Genomic DNA, 20,215 nt, shown 5'->3' on the forward strand with positions numbered 1-20,215 from the left:
GGAGGCCTCTCGTGCGCGGTGACCGAGGAGGCCCCCCTCTGCTTCGGGGCGGACCGCCTCACTTGCAGAGCGCCGTCCGGACAGCCGCCTTCATGTCGGCGCTCTGCGCGTCCGTGCCGCCCGGGTCGACGTTCACCATGACCGTCGCCTGCCTGCCGCCGGCCGTGGCCCCGGCCACCGTCTCGTAACCGAACATGTCGCCGCTGTGCCCCCAGTAGCGGCCGCCGCACGGCAGGGGCCTGCTCTCCAGGCCCAGACCGTACGCCCGGCCGTCCGGGTTGCCCGTCGGGCGGGTCCGCATCATCTCCCGGAGCTGGGCCGGGCGGAGCAGCTTGCCGCGCAGGAGTGCGTCCAGGAACCGGTTGACGTCGGCACCGCTGGAGATCATCTCGCCGCCCGCCCCGGCGACGGAGGGGTTGAGGGCGGTGAGGTCGATGAGCGGCGCGTCCTTGCCCGGCCGTACGTAGCCGCGCGGGTGCGGTCCGGGGATCTCCGGCGCGTCCCCCGGGACGTAGGTCGCGTGCAGGCCGACCGGGTCGATGACGCGCCGCTGGATCTCGTCGCCGTAAGGCTCTCCCGTGACCCTCTCGATGATCATGCCTGCCAGGAGGTAGCCCGTGCTGGAGTAGCGCCAGCCCCTGCCCGGCTTGAAGGTCGGGGGATGGGCGAGCGCGGTCTTCACGAGGTCGCGGGTGTCGTGGTGGGCGAGCGGGTTCTTGATGATCTCCTGCGGGTCCAGATAGGTGAGGATGTCGGGTACGCCGCTGGTGTGCTGGAGGATCTGACGGACCGTCATGCGGCGGCCGTCGTTGCCGTGTCCGCGTACGACACCGGGCAGATAGCGCTCCACCGGCGCGTCCAGGACCACACGTCCCTCTCCGACCAGCTGGAGCATGACCGTCGCCACGAACGTCTTGGTCATGCTGCCGATCCGGAACCTGCTGTCGCCGCGCACCGGGGCGTGACTCCGCACGTCCGCGACACCGCTGGTCAGCACCGTGCTGCCGCGCCGGTCGCGCATCGCGATGAGCGCGCCCGGCCCGCCGTCGACCGTGGTCAGTCGCCGCAGGAGCGCACGCAGCCGCGCCTGGTCGGCGGTGCCGGTGGTCGTCGAGACGCTCGTGCGAGCGGCGGACTCGGCCGCAGCCGTGGTGTCCTTGCGTGGCAGGTCGGCGGCCGTCAGTGTGCCCATCGCGACACCGACCGCGACGACCAGCGTGACTCCGCCTCGCCACACACGCCTGTGCTTGCTCACTTCTGCTCCCTGGGGTCGTCGTGAGGACGGACACGGAGGGCGTGAGGTGCGTGCGCTCCATGTGCCTGCGGTTCCCACGATGTCCCCGGAAGGGGAGCCGCCGCGATGAGGCGACCCTCCGGTTCGGTGCGGGGGCTAACCCCCGTCGGCCTGCTCGCGGAGTGCGTCGAGGAGCGTCGTGAGGTGGGGGCTTTCGTGACGGCGGTCGAGCGTGGCGACGCCGATGTGCCGTGCCGGAGCGGGCGGTTGGACCGGGACGGCGCGCAGACCCGGCACGGGCGGGACGAGCGCGATGGAGGGGATCAGTGAGATTCCCAGACCCGCGGCGACGAGCGAACGGGCGAAGAAGTAGTCGGTGGTGGTGCCGCGGACGTCCGGTTCGAAGCCCGCCTGCTCGGCGTAACGGCGCAGGTGTGCCTCGGTCTTGAGACAGCCGAGCACCCAGGGCTCCGCCGCGAGCTCGCCGATGCCGAGCGACGCGCGGGCGGCGAGGCGGTGCCCTTCGGGCAGGACGACGAGCAGGGGATCCTCCATGAGCGGGGTCCACCGCAGGCCGGCCGAGACGGGCCCGAGGGGCAGCGGGCCGTCGAAGTGGTAGGCGAGCGCGAGGTCGACGGCGCCCTGGCGGACCAGCGGCAGGGTGGTCTCGGGCTCGCCCTCCCTGATGTGGACCTGGGTGTGGGGGTGGGCCGCCGTCAGCCGGGGGAGCACGCCGGGCAGCAGGTGCCTGCCGCCGCTGCTGAAGGTGGCGACGGTGAGCTGCACGCGGCCCGTGCGCAGCCGCTCGACCTGCTGCCTGGCCTGTTCCAGCTCGGCCGCGACGGACTCGGCGGCCCCGACCATGATCTGGCCCGCCCGGGTGAGGGTGACCCCGCGCGTGCTGCGCGCCACGACCTGGGCGCCGAGGCTGCGTTCGAGGACCGCCACGTGCTGGGAGACGGCGGAGGGGGTGAGGCGGAGGGCCGCGGCGGCCTTGCTGAAGCTGCCGTGGTCCGCCACCGCCCGCAGGACGCGGAGCCGCTGCACATCGATCAACAGTTTTCCTTAAAGCGATTCCAGTAAGCCACCACTTCTGCTGGTGACAGTAGGTGTCCAGAGTGGAGACATGCAACGGATCTGTGTCATCGGCGGAAGCCGCTACTTCGGGAGGCTCCTGGTCGAACGCCTGCGGGCGGACGGCCACCAGGTCACCGTGATCAACCGCGGCTCCACCCGTCCGCCCGCCGGCGTCGAGCACCTGGTCGCCGACCGCGACGACGAGGCCGCCCTGGTCGCCGCGCTCGGCCCCCGCACCTTCGACACGGTCGTCGACCAGGTCTGCTACACCCCCGTACAGGCCGCGATCGCCGCCCGCGCCTTCGCCGACCGCACCCGGCGCTACGTCATGACCTCCACGATCGAGGTCTACGACCCGGCGACCGCCGCGCTGCCGACGGTGCCGGCGGGCACCCCGGTGCCCGAGGCGACCGTCGACCCGCGCGCCTGGCAGGTCGCCATGGACCTGCCCTGGCACGACGAGGCCTACCTGGAGGCGCACTACGCCGAGGGCAAGCGGCAGGCGGAGGCCGTCCTCACCCGGGCGGGCGGCTTCGCGTTCACCGCTGTGCGCAGCGCGCACGTACTGGGCGGCGGCGAGCAGGAGTTCACCGGCCGACTGGCGTACTACACCGAGCGCATCGCCCGAGGCGACGCCATCGCCGTGCACGCGGACGCGCTGCCGACGGTGTTCATCCACCACGAGGAACTCGCCGACCTGCTGCTCTGGGCGGCCACCGCCACCGACTTCACCGGTCCCGTCAACGCCTGCTCCGACGGGCTGCTCGACGTGCACGACCTGACCGCGACCGTCGCCGCGCAGACCGGCCGCGAGCCCGTCCACGAGACCGTCAGGGCGGGCGACGCCGCCTCACCGTTCTCCATCGACCGCCACTACGCCATGAGCAACTCCCGTGCGAAACAGCTGGGTTTCGCCTTCTCCCGTACGACCGACTGGCTGCCCGGCGCCGTCGCCGAAGCCCTCACCGCGTCCGCCGTCCCCACTGCCTGAGGATCCCGAACCGCCATGCGACACCGCTTCATCGGAGACACCGCCGTCGGCGCCATCGGCCTGGGCGCCATGCCGCTGTCCATCGAGCACCGCCCGGACGAGGCGCGCGCTCTCGCCACCGTCCACGCCGCCCTCGACGCCGGTGTCACGTTCATCGACACCGCCGACAGCTACCACTGGCACGCCGACGAGGTGGGCCACAACGAACTCCTCATCGCCCGCGCCCTCGCCCGCTACGGCGGTGACACCTCCGACGTCCTCATCGGGACCAAGGGCGGCCGCGGGCGGCCCGGCGACGGCAGCTGGACCGTGACCGGCACCCCGGCCCACCTCAAGCGTGCCGCCGAGGCCTCCGCCAAGCGTCTCGGGGTCGACGCGATCGGGCTTTACCAGCTGCACAAGCCGGACCCCGCCGTGCCCTGGGCGGAGTCCGTCGGCGCCCTGCGCGAGCTGCTCGACGCGGGCACCGTCCGCGCCGCCGGCATCTCGAACGTGACCGTCGACCAGATCCGCGAGGCGCGGCAGATCCTCGGCGACGGACTGGTCTCCGTACAGAACCAGTACTCGCCCGCCGTCCGGGACAGCGAGGCCGAACTGGAGCTGAGCACGGAGCTCGGCCTGGCGTTCCTGCCGTGGAGCCCCCTCGGCGGCATCTCCCGCAGCTCCCTCGACGGACCCTCCGGCCCGTCCTCCGTCGGCACCGCCTTCCACCGCGTCGCGGCCGAGCACGGCGTCAGCCCGCAGCAGGTCGCCCTGGCCTGGCTCCTGAGCCGGTCCCCGGCGGTGATCCCGGTGCCGGGGGCGAGCCGTCCGGCGTCGATCAGTGACTCGGCGCGGGCTGCGGAACTCGTTCTGAGCGCAGGGGAGTTGGCGCTGCTGGGGGAAGCGCTGCCGGGTTGAGTTCCCGTGCGGAACTGCGCCGAGGCCTGGGAGGTCCCCAGTGGGGCGCCGGTACCCGGTGAAGGCGCCGGGCGGTCTCGCGCGGCCGGTCGGCGCCCTGCTGTCCCGGGGCCCGTCACTTCGACGACGGGCCCCGCTCCATCAGGTCCCGCACCACCTCGGCCGACGGCACCCTCCGCGCGCGGTCCAGGGCCGTACCGACGGCCTTCAGATCGACGCGCACCTGCTCGTCCTTCGCCCCGGCCCGCTCGGCGAGTTCGGCGAGGAGCGCGAGGCCCTGGTCGGCGTCCTCGTCGGTCACCGAGAGCTTCTCGTCCGCGACCAGCTTCCCCGCGCGCTCGATCAGCGCGGCGGCCCGGCCCGCGAGCCGTTCGTCGGCCAACAGCAAGCCGGCGACGGGCAGTTCGACCCGCTCGATCAGAGTGATCCACTCCCTGCCGGGCTCCGTCGTCGCGAGTTGTTCGTCGCGGACCCGGCGCACCGCGTCCACCTCGGCCCGGCGTCCGAGCAGCCGCACCCCGATCAGGTCGAAGGCGCAGACGCTCTGCTGGGCGAGGGCGAGCACGCCCGCCTTGGCGTCGCGCTTGATGAGGGTGGGGTCGCGGGGGTGGAAGGAGTCCTCGACGGTCTCGGCCCGTGGGCCCGTCTCCAGGGTGAAGCCGTACGTCTTGTGCAGCGCGGGGTTCGCGATGTGCCGACTGTAGACGTAGTCGCTCTGGGTGCCGGTGGTGGCGTACAGCGCCCGGCCTGTCTGCGGGGTGTACGTCCGCCCGCGCACCGCCGCGATCGCCTCGACGACCCGTTGCGCGACCGTCGTGAAGCGGAGCTGGTCGCGGGGGGTGATGTACTCCCGGTGGCCCGGGGCGCCGATCGGGGCGCAGGTTCCGGTGGGCAGGCCGGTGAACCGCTGCGCCGGGTCGTCGGTCTGGCTGGGGGCGTGGCCCCACGGATAGAGGACGAGCTCCGAGAACGAGTGCACGTCCGCGAAGCTGTGGATGTGCCGCGTGTCGAGGAGGTGCTTGATGTTGCGGGTCTCCGGTTCGGAGAACGCGCCGGACCCGGCGAACACCTCGCTGCACGGGTTGCACGAGGTCTGCCCCTCCGTCACGCCCCACACGAAGTCCGCGTTGCGGTTGAGGTCGACGCCGTCGCACGGGGTCCCCGGGTTGTCGCGGAGGTTGCCGCGCCACATGTCGTCGACGGTCAGCACCCGGTGGCGCCCGTCGGGGTTCACGCAGGGCACGATCCACACGTCGAGGCTCTCCAGGACGAGCTTGACGTCCAGGGCGGTCCAGGTCCGGCCGCCGTACACGACGGGAGTGCCGTCGAGGTAGCTCGTGATGAGGTCGACGGCGAGTTCCACCAGGGCGTCGGGGTTCATCAGTTCGCGCGCGTGGGTGCCGCCCACGAACAGGACGCCGCGGCGGTTGCCGCCCGGGCCGCCGCGCAGCCGCAGCGCGAACACGGGGCGCCCCTGGACGGAGGGCTCGGGCAGCTGGACCCTCGTGCACAGCTGCGGGAACGAGGTGGCGAGCTGGGAGATCACCGAGTCGAGCTGGGGGACCGTCCGGTACATCACGCACCCCCCGCCCGCCCGATGCCCTGGAGCCGTTCCTCCAGCCAGGCCCGCACCGCGTCGTCCTGCGCCACCAGCTCGGCGGGCAGGGGCCGCACGCGCACCGGGGCGTGCAGGCGGACTTCGTAGCCGCGCTCCAGCAGGCGGCGGCACTCGTCGGCGGTGACGAGCACCCGGACAGCGCCCTCCGGGTCGGGGATCCGGTCCAGGTCCAGATCGGCGACGCCGCGCAGGTCGCGGCTCGCCGCTCCGGGGTGGACCGTGGCGTCGAAACGCACCGCCGGGCTCTCGCCCCCGGCGCCCCGGGACGGAGGTCGCTGTGCGTGTCCGGATGGCTCGCTCATGGCCGTCTCCTCACGGGCGGCCGATGGGTCCTGCGCGGTCCGGCCACCCACCGCTGTCGACGATGGGACAGCCCAGGTCGGCTGTCAACGCCGTTGCCACAAGCGGTAGTTGCTGCCTCCGGACCGTCTCCGGTCTGTCTCCGGTCTGCCTCCGCGCTGCCGGTGGACTGCCTGCGGACGGCCCCGGATCCCGTGGATCCGACGCCGCCGATCAGTACGGGGACGCCGAGTTCAACTCCGCCCATGTCCTCTCGGCGTCGGAGCCTCCCGGGGGCGGCACGATGCCGTTGATCATCCAGAGGTCCTCGCTGGTCTCGTCGGCGTGGAACTCCCAGTGCAGCCCCGGGTGCCGTTCGAGGGCCGGCTGCAGCATGCGCTTGATCCACTGGGCGGTGCGGCGGCGTGCCTCCTGGTCGGGGTTGCGCCGGGCGATGTGGTCGATGGTGACGCGGACCCCGGCCGGGGCGGGCTCCCCGCCGACGTAGAAGTCCTCGGGCCGGGTTTCGTGGAACAGCGTGACCACGTAGAAGCGGGGCAGCCCGACGGCTTCGTAGTGGTCGGCGACGCGGGCGGCGAGGTGGTGCTTCTCGTCGTCGGTGAAGACGCCGGGGGTGTGGTGAATGGTCCACAGGGGCATGGCGGTTCGGTGCTCCTCGTGTGCGGGGACGGGGTGGCGGGGCGTCAGGCGGCCGGGATGGTCAGGTGCTCCACGGGGCCGGAGAGCGCCGCTTTGACGCCGACGGTGACGTCGTCGGCGAGCACCTCCGTGTGCCCGGCCTCGACGCCGTCGACGATCCGGGCGGCGATCTCGGCGGGGGAGGCCTTCGGCCGGTCGAGGGCGGAGACCATGTCGGTGTCGATGAATCCGGAGTGCACGCCCACGACCTGGGTGTGCTGGGCGGCCAGTTCGACGCGGAGGGAGTTCGTGACCGACCACGCCGCGGCCTTGGATGCTCCGTAGGCGCCGCTGCCCGCCAGCCAGGACAGCACCGAGTGCATGTTCACGAGCGCGCCCCCGCCGCCCGCGGCCAGGACCGGCGCGAACGCCCGCGCCACCCGCAGGGGCCCGAGGACGTTCACGTCGAAGGTCTTCGTGGCGTCGTCGAGGTCGCCCGTCAGGAGTGCGGCCGGCAGCAGGACACCGGCGTTGTTGAACACGATCTCGGCGTCGGCGGCCACCTCCGCCAGGGCGGCGACCGACTCCGCCGAGCGGACCTCGAGTTCGGCGGTGACCACCTCGGGGCGGTCGTCGACGTACGCCGAGCGCGCGGTGGCGTACACCTTCCGCGCCCCGCGCGCCAGCAACTCGTCCACCAGCGCCGCCCCTAGGCCGCGCCGGCCGCCGGTCACCACGGCCACCTTGCCCGCTACTGCAACCACAGCATCCTCCATCTGGCTAACGAAGACGTTAGTGAGATGCAAGCACGCATCCCCTGGATAATGCAAGCGTTAGTTACACTGGTCTCATGGCGATGGAGTTCGAGGAGCGGCTGCGGGACCGGGACGCCTGGTCGATCGGCGACGGGTGCTCGGCGGAGCGCGTGCTCGGCCTGCTGAGTACGAAGACGGTGTTCCTGGTGGTCCGCGAGTGCTTCTACGGGACCCGGAGGTTCGAGGACTTCGTGGCGCGGGTCGGGACCTCCGCGCCCGCGGTGTCGCGGGCGCTCAAGCAGTTGGAGGCCGCGCGGGTCGTCGCGCGCGTTCCCTATCAGGAGCCGGGCAGGCGGGCCCGCGACGAGTACCGGCTGACCGGGGCCGGCGAGGACCTGCTGCCGGTGTTCCTGTCGCTGATGCAGTGGGGCGACAGGCATCTGCAGGACGGCCGCCCGCCCCTGTCGTTCGTCGAGACCGGCACGGGCCGCGCGCTGGGCGTCCGCGTGACCGCCGATCCGGTCCAGGAGACGACGTCGGACGGCATCGAGATCCGGCTGAACCCCGGCCGGCGGCGCGGCCGGGGCGAGTCCGGCGGGTCGCGCGAGGGCACGCGCGGCTGATCGTTCGGGGGGCGAGGTGTGGGGTCCTCGTGCGCCTCCTTGGTCCGATGGCCCCGTTCGCGCGGGGCCGGGACCGTTCACGTGCCCTCGCGCGTACCGCTGTACGACCGTCAGGTGCGGAAGGGCCCGGTCACCTCGTAGGTGATGCCGCCCGACGAACTGCCCGACGTGCCGCGCTGGCTGGAGAAGTACAGGCGGGAGCCGTTGGGCGAGAAGGCCGGGCCGGTGATCTCCGAGCCGGACTGGCCGTTGATCCGCAGGAACGGCGCGACGATGTCGTCCGGGGTGATGATGCAGATCTCCATGTTGCCGCCGTCCTCGGCGACGAACAGGTCGCCGGAGGAAGAGCCGGTGACGTTGTCGACGCCGGTCAGGGGAGCGGGGCCGGGGTTGACCAGATTGTCGTCGTAGGCCAGTTCGTAGGTGCTGTTGGTGAGGTTGAGCTGCCAGACGCGGTTGTCGCCCTTGGTGGTGAACCAGACGGTGTCGCCCGCGTAGTGGCAGCCCTCGCCGCCGTTGAACCGCTTGGCGCCGGAGACCTGGTTGCGGGTCGCGGTGGGGGAGCCGTCCGGGTCGGGCACGTTCGCCCAGGTGAAGGAGCCCGAGGTGCCGGAGCCCGCCACCAGGACCTGCAGGGTGCCGGCGGACAGGTTGCCCCAGGTGGTCGGCCGGAAGCGGTAGAAGCAGCCGTCGCCCTCGTCCTCGGTGAGGTAGACCGCCTGGCGGCCCGGGTCGGCGGCCGCGGCCTCGTGTTTGAAGCGGCCCATGGCGTCCCGCCGGGTGGCCGCGTTCACGCCCCACGGGTCGGTCTCGTAGACGTAGCCGAGGGACACCTCCTCGCAGGACAGCCAGGTGTTCCACGGGGTGGCGCCGCCCGCGCAGTTCTGCCGGGTGCCGGAGAGGACGCGGTGGGCTCCGGTGACGGTGCCCGAGGAGTTGAACTTCACGGCGCCCGCGCCGCCGCCGGGGTTGATCTCCGAGTTGGAGACGTAGATCCAGCCCGCGCCGTCGGCGAAACACGCGCCGCCGTCGGGGGCGTTGTGCCACGTGTAGGACGTGCCGGGGACGACCTGGGTGGAGCGGGCGATGACCCGGCTGGTGAAGCCGCCGGGCAGCCGGATGCCGTTCGCGTCGGCGGCTCCGAGCGCGCCGTACGGGCCGGGCCCGTTCTGGGCCGGGGCCGCGTAGGCGGCGCCGTGCATCAGGGTGCCGCCGAACGCGGCGGCCGAGCTCCCGATGACGGCTCCGCGCAGGAAGGTACGACGTTCCACAACTACTCCTTCGTCGATGAAGGGCGGACAACGCTCTGTTGAGCACCGAGCCGACTGGTCATCGAGGAGAACCTAGAGGTCGCCGTACCCGGACGATGAGGCCCCCGCAGGCGAACTCTTCCTGGCCGAAAAGTGAGCAGGACTCGGCGGGAAGGGAGCGGACGGGGCGGGCCGGTGCGGGTCGTGGAGGATGTGCGGGGGTGCGGCCTCAGACGCCCTCGGCCAGCCTCTCGCGGAGCCACTGCTCGACCTCGCCGACGTGGACCGCCGCCGCGACCCGCGCCGCCTCCGGGTCCCGGGCGACCAACGCCCGGTGGATGCGGGCGTGTTCGCGGCGGGTGCGCTCGATGGCGCCCTCTTCCTGGTAGCCGCGCCAGACCCGGGTGTGGAAGGTGCGCGAGGAGAGGCCTTCGAGGACCGCCGCCATGGTGTCGTTGCCCGCGGCTTCGTTGATGGCCCGGTGGAACGCCACGTCGTGGGCGAGGATCTCCTCGGTGTCGTCGGTGGTGTCCATGGCCCGCAAGTGCCGTGTCACCTCCGCGAGTTGGTCGGCGTCGATGCGGGCGGCGGCCAGCGCGGCCGCGGTGGACTCCAACACCTTGCGGACCTCGAGGAGTTCGACCATCTGCGGCCCCCGGGAGAGGTCGGCGACGACGCCGAAGGACTCCAGGAGGTCGCCGGCGGCCAGTTGGGTGACATACACCCCCGACCCGTGCCGCGCCTCCAGGACGCCCATGAAGGTCAGCGCGCGTACGGCCTCGCGCATCGAGCTGCGCGACACTCCGAGCTGTACGGCCAAGTCCCGCTCGGTGGGAAGTCGTTGGCCCGGGCCGAGCAGTCCGTCGGCGATCATCGCCTTGATCTGGTCGATGGCGCGCTGTGTCACCGTGCCCTTCTGCGGGGCGGTGCGCACGTCCAGATCTTCCACAGCTGCTCCTCCAAGTCCCTTGCGGGCGAGTCTAACCACGAGGGTGATCAGACCAATGACCGGGATCATGACGAAGATCAGTACCTCTGGGCCATTGACTCCGCCGAGTGATCCGATGAACATTCAGAGCCACCGACGCCGGGATGTCGGAACCCCTCACTCTCATCACTTGTATGGAGCCGATACGTGGCCAGAACAACCCTCGGGATCAGAGCACGGGCCGTGCGTGTGGCGGCAGTTGGCGCCAGCGCCACCCTGATGCTCTCGGCCTGTGGCAGCACGGACGACAATGCCGGATCCGGTGGCGGGGGCGGTGGGGAGGGCAAGGTCGGCGTGATCCTGCCGCTGCTGACCTCGCCGTTCTGGCAGTCGTACAACGACTATGTGCCGAAGATGGCGAAGTCCGAGGACGTCGACGCGTTGAAGACCGTCAACTCCAACAGCGACCCGGCGCAGCAGATCACGGACATCAACAACCAGCTCAACCAGGGTGTGAAGGGTCTGGTCGTCGCGCCGATCGACAGTGCCGCGATCTCCGCCGGGCTCGACCAGGCGGAGCGCAAGGGTGTGCCCGTGGTCGCCGTGGACGTGGCGCCGGAGAAGGGCAAGGTCGCGATGGTCGTGCGGGCGAACAACGTGGCGTACGGCCAGAAGGCCTGTGACTACCTCGGCGACGAGATCAAGAGCGGGAAGGTCGTCCAGATCATGGGCGATCTCGCGTCGGTGAACGGCCGGGACCGGTCCAAGGCCTTCCGGCAGTGCATGAAGGAGAAGTACCCGAAGGTCAAGGTCCTGGAGATCCCCGCGAAGTGGGAGTCGGACACGGCCGCGTCCAAGCTGGACACCCTTCTCAACGCGAACCCGGACATCGAGGGCATCTACATGCAGGCGGGCGGCGTCTATCTCGCGCCGACGCTCCAGACCCTCAAGGCGAAGGGCATGCTGAAGCAGGCGGGGACGAAGGGGCACATCACGATCGTGTCGAACGACGGCATCCCGCAGGAGTTCGAGGCCATCCGCAAGGGCCAGATCGACGCGACCGTCTCGCAGCCCGCGGACGCGTACGCGAAGTACGGGATGTTCTACATCAAGGCCGCGATGAACGGGGAGAAGTTCAAGCCCGGGCCCACCGACCACGGCTCGACCATCGTTCGGCTGCCCAACGGCATGCTCGAGGACCAGCTGTCCGCGCCGCTGGTGACCAAGGAGAACGTGGGGCTGTTCCACGACAGCGATGATGAGTGAGCGCTGATCAGTCACCGCTGACCGCTGACCGCTGACCGCTGACCGCTGAGCAGGGAGCGGTGACGTCACTCCTGTTTTCTGTTATCCCGCCCCCGCCCTCGGGTCTCCCAGGTGTCGGACGGAAAATGCGGGGGACAGGGAAAGGACGTGGGCGGCTGTGACAGCGACTGAGGAGCACCTTGCCGCGGTGGTCGAGGCGGCGCGGCAGGGTGCCCTGTGGGCGCAGGACGAGCTGGTCACCGAGTATCTGCCGCTGGTGTACAACATCGTGGGCCGGGCGCTGAACGGGCACGCCGACGTCGACGACGTGGTGCAGGAGACGATGATCCGCGCGCTCGGCGCGCTCGGCTCGCTCCAGGACCCGCGCAGCTTCCGGTCCTGGCTGGTGGCCATCGCGATGAACCAGATCCGCGGGCACTGGCACAAGCAGCGGGCCGCGCCCACCGGCTCCGGGCTCCAGGACGCGTACGACGTGGCCGATCCGGGCGCCGACTTCGTGGACCTGACCATCCTGCGCCTGGGTCTCGAGGGGCAGCGGCGGGAGGCGGCCGAGGCCACCCGCTGGCTCGACACCGACGACCGCGCGCTCCTCTCGCTGTGGTGGCTGGAGGCGGCCGGGGAGCTGAGCCGCAGCGACGTGGCCACCGCCATGTGTCTGTCGCCGCAGCACACGGCGGTGCGGGTGCAGCGCATGAAGGCGCAGCTGGAGACCGCTCGCCTGGTCGTACGGGCGCTGTCCGCGCAGCCGTCGTGCGCCGGGCTCACCTCGGTGCTCGGCGTCTGGGACGGGCAGCCGTCCGGGCTCTGGCGCAAGCGGATCGCCCGCCATGTACGGGATTGCACGGCCTGCTCCGGGTACGAGGCGGGGCTGGTGCCGGCCGAGGGGCTGCTGGTCGGCCTCGGTCTTGTGCCGGTGGCGCTGGCGGGGCTTGCGGCGCTCGGGCGGGGTAGGGGGTCGGGGGCGGGCTTCGGTGACGCCACGGATGTCGCGTACGGCGCGGATCTGGGGCCTGGCTCGGACTTCGCCCAGGGGGCCGACTGGGCCCACGGCTCCGACTTCGGCCAGGGGGCAGATCGGGTCCACGGATCCGACTTCGCCCAAGGCGCGGGCGTGGGCCAGGGGCCGGGCTCGGCCCACGGCTCGGACTTCGCCCCGGCCGGACACGACGGCTTCGCGGGCGGACCCCTCGGCGCCGACGCCCACCTGGACCACGTCCCCCCGCCGCCCGGCGCCCCCGCCGGCGACACCTCCGTCCTCGCCACCGTGGGCGACGCCCCGCCCCCCGGCCGCCGCAGCCACCGCCGCCCGGGCCGAATAGCCAAGCGGCGGCGCGCCACCGTGCTCGCGGCCGCCGCCGCCGTACTCGTCACCGGAGGGACGATGGCGGGCCTGAACCTGCTCCCGGGCGACGGGGAGGACGACAAGTCGACCTCCGCGGCCGACGCGCCGCCCGAGACGTCCGCCGCCCCCGACGCCTCGCCCTCGCCCACCGCCTCGCCCTCGCCGTCGCGCAAGCCGAAGGCGAAGCCCAGCAAGTCCGCCGCGCCCAAGCCCAAGCCCTCGCGCACGACGAAGCCCGCCCCGAAGCCGACCAGGACCGAGACACCGAAGCCCCGCCCCACCGCGCCGACCGCACCCACGGCGGCCCCCGCGAACACCACGGCAGGGAAGGTCCTCGCCATCGTCAACGACGAGCGGGCCAAGGCCGGTTGCCGCCCCGTGAAGCTCGACGACCGGCTCTCCCGCGCCGCCCAGCTCCACAGCGAGGACATGTCCGAGAACGGCTACTTCGACCACACCAGCCAGGACGGCCGCTCCTTCGCCGACCGGGCCACGGCCCAGGGCTACCCCTCGCCCGGCGCCGAGAACATCGCCCGCGGCCAGAGCTCCCCGGACTCCGTCATGCAGACGTGGATGAACTCCCAGGGCCACCGCGAGAACATCCTCAACTGCGACCTCACCACCATGGGCGTCGGCGTGGTCGAGAAGGACTGGACGTGGACGCAGGTGTTCGGGAGGTAGCCGGGGTGCGGCGCCCGCCGCGAAGCCCGGCCCGAACGCGGCCTGAAGTCCGACCCGAACGCTGCCTGAAGCCCGGCCCGTAGGCCACTCGGAACCCCGGACGCTCGGCCCCCTCGCCCGGCAGGATGGGCGCCATGCCGAGACTCCGGACCGCCGCGCCCACCCTCCTCCTCGCCGCCTTGCTGCTGGGCTGCGACTCCGCCTCGGACGAGCCGGAGGGCCTGGCGAAGGTCCTGGACACCTGTGAGGCCAAGACCGCCGACTCCCTCAAGGCCTTCACCGACAAGCTGACGGCGGACCAGTTCTTCGATCTTTCGGCCGACGGCGACACGCTCCGCGTCGTCACCCCCGCGCCCATGAGCAACGCGGTGACCAGGTCCGAGGCGCTCGGTGCCGCGCAGTGCGTGTTCCGCGAGGCCGGGGCGGACCCGCGCCTGGCCGAGCAGCTCGGTGTGCCCGCGACCGGCGAGCAGCGGGCGAGGTGGAAGGGGTACGCGGGGACGTGGGAGTCGGACGACGAGCGCGGGTACCGGGCGCGCGTGGTGGCCGAACACTGAGTGGGCGGACCCCTGCGTCCCGGTGCGGCTCCGGCGTCGACGGCACGCGGAAGCGGCGGGTCGGCCTGTCAGAGGGGGCAAGTAGCCTCGGGCGCCATGGGAATTGAGATCAACGCAGTGGTGAGTTACCCGATCAACGACGAGGTGGAGAGGGTGCTCGGGCTGGCCGAGGCGGTCGGTGAGCCCGTCACCGTCACGTTCGTGTGGGAGGGGAGCACCGTGGGGGAGCGCTCGGTGCTGGTGCCCGCGGCCACGCTGGCGCTCTGGGAGCACTGGGCCCCGACCGCCTACCCCGCGAGTGGTGCTGGGGACGAGCACGGGGCCGCGGAGGAGGAGCCGGAACTGGCTCACCCGGTCGCATTCGGCGCGTTCACGCTCTTCCGCCGCCGCGTCGGAGGGCGCACGGCGGTCGCGCGCGAAGGCGTGGTGGTCGCCGAGCTGCTGAACCCCGACGAGGCGCACTGGCTCCAGGAGAAGGCCAGGAACGTCCGCCAAGGGTTCATGGACCCGAAGCAGAAGGCGGCGTTCGAGGAGTTCCTGGCCCGGCAGGCACCCGTGGGCGATCAGTGACGCGCCGATCACCGCCCTCCCCGCTCCGACGAATATTCCTTGACACGAATATTCGTCAAGGTGAATACTGCTGTCCATGGACGCAGACGCACTCCTCACCGCACTGGCCGACCCGGCGCGCTGGCGGCTCGTGGCCCTCCTGGCCGAGCGGCCCCGCCCGGTCGGCGTCCTCGCGCAGCTCGCCGAGGCGCGCCAGCCGCAGACGACCAAGCACCTGCAGCACCTCGAGCGCGCGGGCGTCGTCACGTCGCAGCGCACGGGCCAGCGCCGTATCTACGCCCTCAAGTCCACCCCCCTGCGGGACCTGGCGGCCGTGCTCGAAGGGCTCGCCGACACCGCGGACCGGGCCGGCGGCCCGCGCGAGACGTACGACCGCTACGGACAGAGCCTCGACACCGAGCGCCGCGCCGCGGAGCAGCCGGGGTGGGCCGACGGCCGCACGTTCGACTTCCACCGGACCCTGGCCGGGAGCCCCGACCTGGTCTGGCGCCACCTGACCGAGCCGTCGCTGCTCACCCGGTGGTGGACGCCCGACGACCTGCGCGTCTCCGAGCTCGTCTTCGAGGCGCGCCCGGAAGGCCGGATCGTCCTGCAGTACCGCGACACCGACGACGCCGACGGCTCCGACCAGGTCGCGGGGCACGGGGAGGGAGTCGTCGTCGACGCACGCCCCGGCGAACGCCTCGCCTACCGGCTCTCCCCGCACCTTCCCGACGGCAGCGCCGCCTTCACCGCCCACGTCGACTTCGGCCTCCGGCCCAGCGGCACCGGCACGGACCTCGACGTCCAGTACCGGATCACCGGCAGCACGGTCGACTCCGCGGACTTCATCGCGGGCATCGAGATCGGTTTCGGCCAGAGCCTCGACAAGCTCGCCGCCGCAGTCCGCACACCCAGGTGAACGAACCAGTCACCTCAGAGCAAGAACAACGAGCAAGACACCTCACACCAAGAACAACGAACCAGGCACCTCAACCCACGAACAAGGCACTTCGTGCCGAGCACACGGAAAGAGGAATCACCGCCATGACCGACTCCACCGCACGCAAGGTCGCCGCGAACCTCGCCCTCACCCTCGACGGGCGCTACAACGGACCCGGCGGATCCGCCGACATCGGCGCGATCGTCCGCTACGCGACCACCGAAGTCGCACGCGACCACCTCACCCGCATCTGGGAGGGCGCGACGACAGCCGTGCTCGGACGGGTCAGCGCCGAGGGATTCCTGGCGTACTGGCCGACGGTCGCCGCGGACGAGAACGCCGACCCGCGTGATCGGGGCTACGCGAAGTGGCTGGTCGACACGGAGAAGGTGGTCCTCTCGAGCACTCTGACCCAGGCCCCGTGGGAACGTGCCCGCGTCGTGAACGCCCCGGCCGCCGACGTCGTCGCCGAGCTCAGGTCCACCGGCGAGGGCGACATCCTCGTCAACAACAGCGCGAGCGTCATCAAGGCGCTGCTCGCCGCCGACCTGCTCGACCGGCTGTATCTGCTGGTCTGCCCCGAGATCGCCGGGGGAGGGGAGCGACTGTTCGAGGACGGCCTGCCCGGTTCGCAGTGGAAGCTCGTACGGCAGGAGACCGGCGACCTCGGCGAGCTGGCCCTGATCTACGACCGGGTGCGCTGAGGCGGCCGGTCGGCCGTCCACGGCCGCTGGCGGCCGTGGGCGTGCGGAGCCGCGGACGTCAGGGGCGCAGCCCCAGCGCCTCCCGCCCGGCGTACCGGGCCTGCGCGCCCAACTCCTCCTCGATCCGGAACAGTTGGTTGTACTTGGCGGTGCGGTCGGAGCGGGACAGGGAGCCGGTCTTGATCTGGCCGCAGCCCGTGGCGACGGCCAGGTCGGCGATGGTGGTGTCCTCGGTCTCGCCGGAGCGGTGGGACATCACGACGGTGTACCCGGCGCGGTGCGCGGTGGAGACCGTGGCCAGGGTCTCGGTGAGCGTGCCGATCTGGTTGACCTTCACCAGGATCGAGTTGGCGACGCCGTCACGGATACCGGCGCTCAGGAGCGCCTCGTTGGTGCAGAAGACGTCGTCGCCGGTGAGCTGGCAGCGGTCGCCGAGGCGGGCCGTCAGATCGCGCCAGCCGTCGTGGTCGTCCTCGGCCATCGGGTCCTCGATGGAGGCGACGGGGTAGCGGTCGACGAGGGCGGCGAGGTAGTCGGCCTGCTCCGCGGGGGTGCGGCGGACGCCCTCGCCCGCGTAGTCGTAGATCCCGTCGTGGAAGAACTCCGAGGTGGCCGGGTCCATGACGAGGGTGAAGTCGGTGCCGGGCTTGTACCCGGTCTGCTCGATGGCGCGCACGACGAAGTCCAGGGCCTCGTCGGCGGTGCGCAGGTCGGGTGCGAAGCCGCCCTCGTCGCCGACGTTCACGCTGTGACCGGCGGCGATCAGGTTGCCGCGCAGGGTGTGGAAGACCTCGGAGCCCATCCGGACGGCCTCGGCGAAGGTCGCCGCGCCGATCGGGGCGATCATGAACTCCTGGAAGTCCAGCGGATTGTCCGCGTGCGCGCCGCCGTTGACGATGTTCATCATCGGCACGGGCAGTATGCGGGCGTCGACCCCGCCGACGTAACGGTAGAGCGGCAGCCGGTGGGCGGCCGCGGCGGCCTTGGCGGTGGCGAGGGAGACGCCGAGCAGGGCGTTGGCGCCGAGCCGCGACTTCGTGGCCGTGCCGTCCAGGTCGATCATCGTGCGGTCCACGGTCGCCTGGTCCTCGGCGTCGAGCCCGGTCACGGCGTCCGCGATGGACTCGTTCACGGCGTCGACGGCGGCCCGTACTCCCTTGCCGTGGTACCGGTCCGGGTCCCCGTCACGCAGCTCCACCGCCTCCCTGGCTCCGGTGGAGGCGCCCGAGGGAACGGCCGCGCGGCCGAGCGAGCCGTCCTTGAGCTCGACGTCGACCTCGACGGTGGGGTTGCCCCGGCTGTCGATGATCTCCCGTGCGACGACCCGGCTGATGGCGGTCACGGTGCAGCTCCTCACGCAGGGCCCGCGCACGGCGGGCGGTAAGTTTCAAGCAGAAACAAAGTGGGTCCCGAAAAGGAACCTACTATGGGTCCATGAGGATGCACAACGCTGACGAGACCTGCGGCATCGCGCAGGCCGCCCTGGTCCTTGGGGACTGGTGGAACGTGCTGGTGCTGCGCGAGGTCGCCCGCGGCCACGTCCGCTTCGACGCGCTCGCCGCCGAACTCGGACTGTCCCGCAAGGTACTCACCGAGCGCCTCGGCCGCTTGGTCGCCCAGGGCGTGCTGCGCCGCAGCCTCTACCAACGGCGTCCCGTGCGGTACGAGTACGTGCTCACCGACGCCGGAGCCGCGCTGCTCCCGCTGCTCGTCGCCATGCAGGACTGGGGCGACCGGTGGGTCCTCGGCGACGGCAGCCTCACCGGCACCACCGAGGCCGACAGCGCGGAGCACGCCCGCGTGCACGCCCTGACCGGCACCCGCGTGCCCGACGGCATCGACCTGCCGGGACCGCGGGGCGCCGACCTCCCCCTGATCTCCCCGGGCGCCGCCGCGACCGTCCTGTTCACCTACCCCGGCACGGGCATCCAGTGGGGCGAGCCACCGATCCCCGGGGCGGTCGGCTGCACCCTGGAGAACCGGCTCTTCCGCGACGCCTGGCCCGACTTCCGCGCGGCGGGCGTCGATGTACGCGGCATCAGCACCCAACTCCTGCACGAGCAGGCGGAGTTCGCGCGCGCCGAGGAGGTCCCGTACGTCCTCCTCTCCGACGCCGCCCACCAGCTCGCCGCGGCCCTGCGCCTGCCGACCTTCCGCGGCGCGGGCAGGCTGCGCCACAAACGCCTGATCCTGATCGTCGACGCCGAACGGACCGTGCGCCACACGTTGTTCCCGGTCGTGGACATCCCGCACGCGGTCGACGAGAGCCTGCGCCTGGCCGCGGGGTGCGCCGACGACACGTGAGGCAGGACCGCGTGACCTCGGGCGCCCCCGGCCTGCCCGTGGGGCTCAAGCCCCCGCGTCGTACTCGGTCCGGGCCGCCAGGACTTCGTCCATGTGCTCCTCGGCCCACGCCTTGATCGCCCGCATCAGCGGGACCAGGGACGCGCCGAGCGGCGTGAGGGCGTAGTCGACCCGCACCGGTACGGACGGCGTGACGGTCCGGGTCACGAGGCCGTCCCGTTCGAGGTTGCGCAGGCTCTGCGTGAGCATCTTCTGGCTCACGCTCGCGAGGCGCCGGGCCAGGTCGGAGTAGCGCTGGGGGCCCTCGGCCAGGGCGTTGACGATCAGGCTGACCCACTTGTCGCCGATGCGGTCGAGGAGGTGCCGTGCGGGGCACTCGGCCAGATAGGCGTCGTAGGCGGCCCGTTCCTCGGCGCGCTTGCTCATGGCGGTCCTCGCTCTCCTCGCGGTGCGGTGGGCACCTTGAAGTGCCTTCTTCCCGATGGAGAGTAACTCTCCATAAGGTCGCTGGTGTTCGGCGATGCGGACGAGGCAGATGTTTCGGACGAGGCAGATGTTGCGGACGAGGCGGAGGGCCGCGTCGCGGAACGCGAGGACGAGTCCAACGGGAGGAGCGGCGCGTGCGCGCGGTCGTGGTGCGGGAAGTGGGCGGGCCGGAGGCCCTGGAGATCGTGGACGTGCCGGTGCCTGCCGCCGGTGCCGGGCAGGTCCGCCTGCGGGTGGAGGCGGCCGCGGTGAACCCGGTCGACGCGCTGACGCGGTCCGGTGACCTCGGCGCGGCGGGACTGCTGCCGCCCCGGGACGTGATCGGCATCGGCTGGGACGTCGCGGGGCGCGTCGACGAAGTCGGCCCGGGGGTGACGGAGTTCGCGCCGGGCGACCAGGTGATCGGAGTGCGGGACCGGCTCGACCTCTCGCTCGGCACGTACGCCGACTTCGTGGTCCTGGACGTCGGCGCGGTCGCGACGGCCCCGGCGCGACTGAGTGCCGTCGAGGCCGCCACGCTGCCGCTGAACGGACTCACCGCCCTCCAGGCCCTGGACCGGGCGGCCCTGGAACCGGGCGCGACCCTGCTGGTCACCGGGGCGGCGGGAGCCGTGGGCGGGTTCGCGGTGCAGCTGGCCGCGCTGCGCGGGCTGCGGGTGGTGGCGTACGCGGGAGCGGCCGACGAGGAGTTCGCACGGGCCGCGGGGGCCGAGTGGTTCGTCCCCCGCTCCCGCGACCTCGCCGAGAACGTCCGCGCCCTGGTGCCCGGTGGCGTGGACGCCGTCCTGGACGCCGCCGCGCTCGGCATCGCGGCGCTGGGTGCCGTACGCAACCACGGCTCCTTCGTCTCCGTCGTCGGCGCCGCCCCGGCCCCGCTCCGCGGCATCACGGTGGCCGAGCAGTGGGTCGCCGCCGACGGCGCGGCCCTCGCCCACCTGGCCGCGCTCGCCGGGGCCGACCGGCTCACCGCCCGGGTCGCCGACACCCTGCCCCTGGACGAGGCGGTGCGGGCCCACCGTCGACTGGAGGACCGCGACGGCAGGCGCGGCGGCCTGGTCCTCGTCCCCTGACCGACGCCCGGCATCCGAA

At 72.2% G+C, this 20,215-nt stretch carries 21 protein-coding genes; 11 read left to right on the top strand and 10 right to left on the bottom strand.

The genetic code is table 11. The annotated features are described in order from the left end of the window. Positions 1 to 58: 58 nt before the first annotated feature. Both AB6L24_RS18425 and AB6L24_RS18430 read right to left on the bottom strand, forming a co-directional pair. Positions 59 to 1,255, bottom strand: a complete 1,197-nt coding sequence (locus AB6L24_RS18425; RefSeq protein ID WP_405656503.1) for a serine hydrolase domain-containing protein — start codon at positions 1,253 to 1,255, stop codon at positions 59 to 61. A gap of 135 nt (positions 1,256 to 1,390) precedes the next feature. Beyond that, positions 1,391 to 2,290, bottom strand: coding sequence for a LysR family transcriptional regulator (locus AB6L24_RS18430; RefSeq protein ID WP_405656505.1), 900 nt, complete (start codon positions 2,288 to 2,290; stop codon positions 1,391 to 1,393). Positions 2,291 to 2,360: 70 nt separating this feature from the next. Here AB6L24_RS18430 and AB6L24_RS18435 point away from each other — a divergent pair, with 70 nt between their 5' ends. Beyond that, on the top strand, positions 2,361 to 3,302 hold the full coding sequence (locus AB6L24_RS18435; protein WP_405656508.1) for an NAD-dependent epimerase/dehydratase family protein: 942 nt from the start codon (positions 2,361 to 2,363) through the stop codon (positions 3,300 to 3,302). Between the two features lie 15 nt (positions 3,303 to 3,317). Then, positions 3,318 to 4,202, top strand: a complete 885-nt coding sequence (locus tag AB6L24_RS18440) for an aldo/keto reductase (protein WP_405656511.1) — start codon at positions 3,318 to 3,320, stop codon at positions 4,200 to 4,202. Positions 4,203 to 4,317: 115 nt separating this feature from the next. On the opposite strand, the gene AB6L24_RS18445 is transcribed toward AB6L24_RS18440, so the two are convergent. The 4 genes from AB6L24_RS18445 to AB6L24_RS18460 all read right to left on the bottom strand — a co-directional run bounded on the left by AB6L24_RS18445 (position 4,318) and on the right by AB6L24_RS18460 (position 7,502). Continuing rightward, positions 4,318 to 5,778, bottom strand: coding sequence for a M14 family zinc carboxypeptidase (locus AB6L24_RS18445; RefSeq protein ID WP_405656513.1), 1,461 nt, complete (start codon positions 5,776 to 5,778; stop codon positions 4,318 to 4,320). Continuing rightward, a complete protein-coding gene (locus tag AB6L24_RS18450; protein WP_405656515.1) occupies positions 5,778 to 6,122 on the bottom strand; it encodes a hypothetical protein in 345 nt (114 codons plus the stop codon). The genes AB6L24_RS18445 and AB6L24_RS18450 overlap by 1 nt, the downstream gene beginning before the upstream one ends. Positions 6,123 to 6,333: 211 nt before the next feature. Next, the gene (locus tag AB6L24_RS18455; protein ID WP_405656518.1) at positions 6,334 to 6,759 is read right to left on the bottom strand and encodes a tautomerase family protein; all 426 of its coding nucleotides are present in this window, start codon (positions 6,757 to 6,759) and stop codon (positions 6,334 to 6,336) included. Positions 6,760 to 6,803: 44 nt separating this feature from the next. Further along, positions 6,804 to 7,502: an SDR family oxidoreductase gene (locus tag AB6L24_RS18460; protein WP_405656519.1), complete on the bottom strand. Its 699-nt coding sequence runs from the start codon at positions 7,500 to 7,502 to the stop codon at positions 6,804 to 6,806. An 86-nt stretch (positions 7,503 to 7,588) separates the two neighbouring features. Between AB6L24_RS18460 and AB6L24_RS18465 the strand changes: the two genes are divergently transcribed. Further along, positions 7,589 to 8,116 carry a winged helix-turn-helix transcriptional regulator gene (locus AB6L24_RS18465; protein WP_405656521.1) on the top strand — a complete coding sequence of 176 codons (528 nt, stop codon included), beginning with the start codon at positions 7,589 to 7,591 and terminating at the stop codon, positions 8,114 to 8,116. A gap of 110 nt (positions 8,117 to 8,226) precedes the next feature. Here the strand turns inward: AB6L24_RS18465 and AB6L24_RS18470 are convergent, their stop codons facing one another. After that, positions 8,227 to 9,387, bottom strand: a complete 1,161-nt coding sequence (locus AB6L24_RS18470) for an alkaline phosphatase PhoX (RefSeq protein WP_405656523.1) — start codon at positions 9,385 to 9,387, stop codon at positions 8,227 to 8,229. Between the two features lie 208 nt (positions 9,388 to 9,595). Continuing rightward, entirely contained in the window at positions 9,596 to 10,306 is a 711-nt protein-coding gene (locus AB6L24_RS18475) for a FadR/GntR family transcriptional regulator (RefSeq protein ID WP_405657215.1), read from the bottom strand. Positions 10,307 to 10,573: 267 nt separating this feature from the next. On the opposite strand from AB6L24_RS18475, the gene AB6L24_RS18480 reads away from it, so the two are divergent. The 6 genes from AB6L24_RS18480 (at position 10,574) to AB6L24_RS18505 (ending at position 16,336) form a co-directional block, all read left to right on the top strand. Next, on the top strand, positions 10,574 to 11,560 hold the full coding sequence (locus AB6L24_RS18480; RefSeq protein ID WP_405657217.1) for a sugar ABC transporter substrate-binding protein: 987 nt from the start codon (positions 10,574 to 10,576) through the stop codon (positions 11,558 to 11,560). 157 nt (positions 11,561 to 11,717) lie between these two features. Then, a complete protein-coding gene (locus tag AB6L24_RS18485) occupies positions 11,718 to 13,583 on the top strand; it encodes a sigma-70 family RNA polymerase sigma factor (RefSeq protein WP_405656524.1) in 1,866 nt (621 codons plus the stop codon). Between the two features lie 134 nt (positions 13,584 to 13,717). Beyond that, positions 13,718 to 14,140, top strand: a complete 423-nt coding sequence (locus AB6L24_RS18490) for a hypothetical protein (protein WP_405656526.1) — start codon at positions 13,718 to 13,720, stop codon at positions 14,138 to 14,140. 96 nt (positions 14,141 to 14,236) lie between these two features. After that, on the top strand, positions 14,237 to 14,710 hold the full coding sequence (locus AB6L24_RS18495) for a hypothetical protein (protein ID WP_405656529.1): 474 nt from the start codon (positions 14,237 to 14,239) through the stop codon (positions 14,708 to 14,710). A gap of 76 nt (positions 14,711 to 14,786) precedes the next feature. Beyond that, positions 14,787 to 15,611 (top strand): metalloregulator ArsR/SmtB family transcription factor, encoded by an 825-nt coding sequence (locus AB6L24_RS18500; RefSeq protein WP_405656531.1) that lies wholly within the window; start codon positions 14,787 to 14,789, stop codon positions 15,609 to 15,611. Positions 15,612 to 15,736: 125 nt separating this feature from the next. Further along, the gene (locus tag AB6L24_RS18505) at positions 15,737 to 16,336 is read left to right on the top strand and encodes a dihydrofolate reductase family protein (RefSeq protein WP_405656532.1); all 600 of its coding nucleotides are present in this window, start codon (positions 15,737 to 15,739) and stop codon (positions 16,334 to 16,336) included. A 58-nt stretch (positions 16,337 to 16,394) separates the two neighbouring features. Here the strand turns inward: AB6L24_RS18505 and eno are convergent, their stop codons facing one another. Continuing rightward, positions 16,395 to 17,678, bottom strand: coding sequence for a phosphopyruvate hydratase (gene eno, locus AB6L24_RS18510; RefSeq protein ID WP_405656534.1), 1,284 nt, complete (start codon positions 17,676 to 17,678; stop codon positions 16,395 to 16,397). Positions 17,679 to 17,770: 92 nt separating this feature from the next. Between eno and AB6L24_RS18515 the strand changes: the two genes are divergently transcribed. Then, on the top strand, positions 17,771 to 18,640 hold the full coding sequence (locus tag AB6L24_RS18515; RefSeq protein WP_405656536.1) for a winged helix-turn-helix transcriptional regulator: 870 nt from the start codon (positions 17,771 to 17,773) through the stop codon (positions 18,638 to 18,640). Between the two features lie 45 nt (positions 18,641 to 18,685). Here AB6L24_RS18515 and AB6L24_RS18520 read toward each other — a convergent pair whose 3' ends face one another. Further along, the gene (locus AB6L24_RS18520) at positions 18,686 to 19,066 is read right to left on the bottom strand and encodes a winged helix-turn-helix transcriptional regulator (RefSeq protein WP_405656538.1); all 381 of its coding nucleotides are present in this window, start codon (positions 19,064 to 19,066) and stop codon (positions 18,686 to 18,688) included. A 194-nt stretch (positions 19,067 to 19,260) separates the two neighbouring features. Here AB6L24_RS18520 and AB6L24_RS18525 point away from each other — a divergent pair, with 194 nt between their 5' ends. Beyond that, positions 19,261 to 20,196 carry an NADP-dependent oxidoreductase gene (locus AB6L24_RS18525; protein WP_405656540.1) on the top strand — a complete coding sequence of 312 codons (936 nt, stop codon included), beginning with the start codon at positions 19,261 to 19,263 and terminating at the stop codon, positions 20,194 to 20,196. The last annotated feature ends 19 nt before the right edge of the window (positions 20,197 to 20,215 follow it).

This window comes from Streptomyces sp. RK9, assembly GCF_045070545.1.
Classification (GTDB): Bacteria; Actinomycetota; Actinomycetes; order Streptomycetales; family Streptomycetaceae; genus Streptomyces; species Streptomyces alboflavus.

Coding starts and splice junctions, on each gene's coding strand:
- AB6L24_RS18435 (WP_405656508.1), top strand. CDS start 2,361: ATGCAACGGATCTGTGTCATCGGCGGAAGCCGCTACTTCGGGAGGCTC.
- AB6L24_RS18440 (WP_405656511.1), top strand. CDS start 3,318: ATGCGACACCGCTTCATCGGAGACACCGCCGTCGGCGCCATCGGCCTG.
- AB6L24_RS18445 (WP_405656513.1), bottom strand. CDS start 5,778: ATGTACCGGACGGTCCCCCAGCTCGACTCGGTGATCTCCCAGCTCGCC.
- AB6L24_RS18450 (WP_405656515.1), bottom strand. CDS start 6,122: ATGAGCGAGCCATCCGGACACGCACAGCGACCTCCGTCCCGGGGCGCC.
- AB6L24_RS18455 (WP_405656518.1), bottom strand. CDS start 6,759: ATGCCCCTGTGGACCATTCACCACACCCCCGGCGTCTTCACCGACGAC.
- AB6L24_RS18465 (WP_405656521.1), top strand. CDS start 7,589: ATGGCGATGGAGTTCGAGGAGCGGCTGCGGGACCGGGACGCCTGGTCG.
- AB6L24_RS18480 (WP_405657217.1), top strand. CDS start 10,574: ATGCTCTCGGCCTGTGGCAGCACGGACGACAATGCCGGATCCGGTGGC.
- AB6L24_RS18490 (WP_405656526.1), top strand. CDS start 13,718: ATGCCGAGACTCCGGACCGCCGCGCCCACCCTCCTCCTCGCCGCCTTG.
- AB6L24_RS18495 (WP_405656529.1), top strand. CDS start 14,237: ATGGGAATTGAGATCAACGCAGTGGTGAGTTACCCGATCAACGACGAG.
- AB6L24_RS18500 (WP_405656531.1), top strand. CDS start 14,787: ATGGACGCAGACGCACTCCTCACCGCACTGGCCGACCCGGCGCGCTGG.
- AB6L24_RS18505 (WP_405656532.1), top strand. CDS start 15,737: ATGACCGACTCCACCGCACGCAAGGTCGCCGCGAACCTCGCCCTCACC.
- AB6L24_RS18515 (WP_405656536.1), top strand. CDS start 17,771: ATGAGGATGCACAACGCTGACGAGACCTGCGGCATCGCGCAGGCCGCC.
- AB6L24_RS18520 (WP_405656538.1), bottom strand. CDS start 19,066: ATGAGCAAGCGCGCCGAGGAACGGGCCGCCTACGACGCCTATCTGGCC.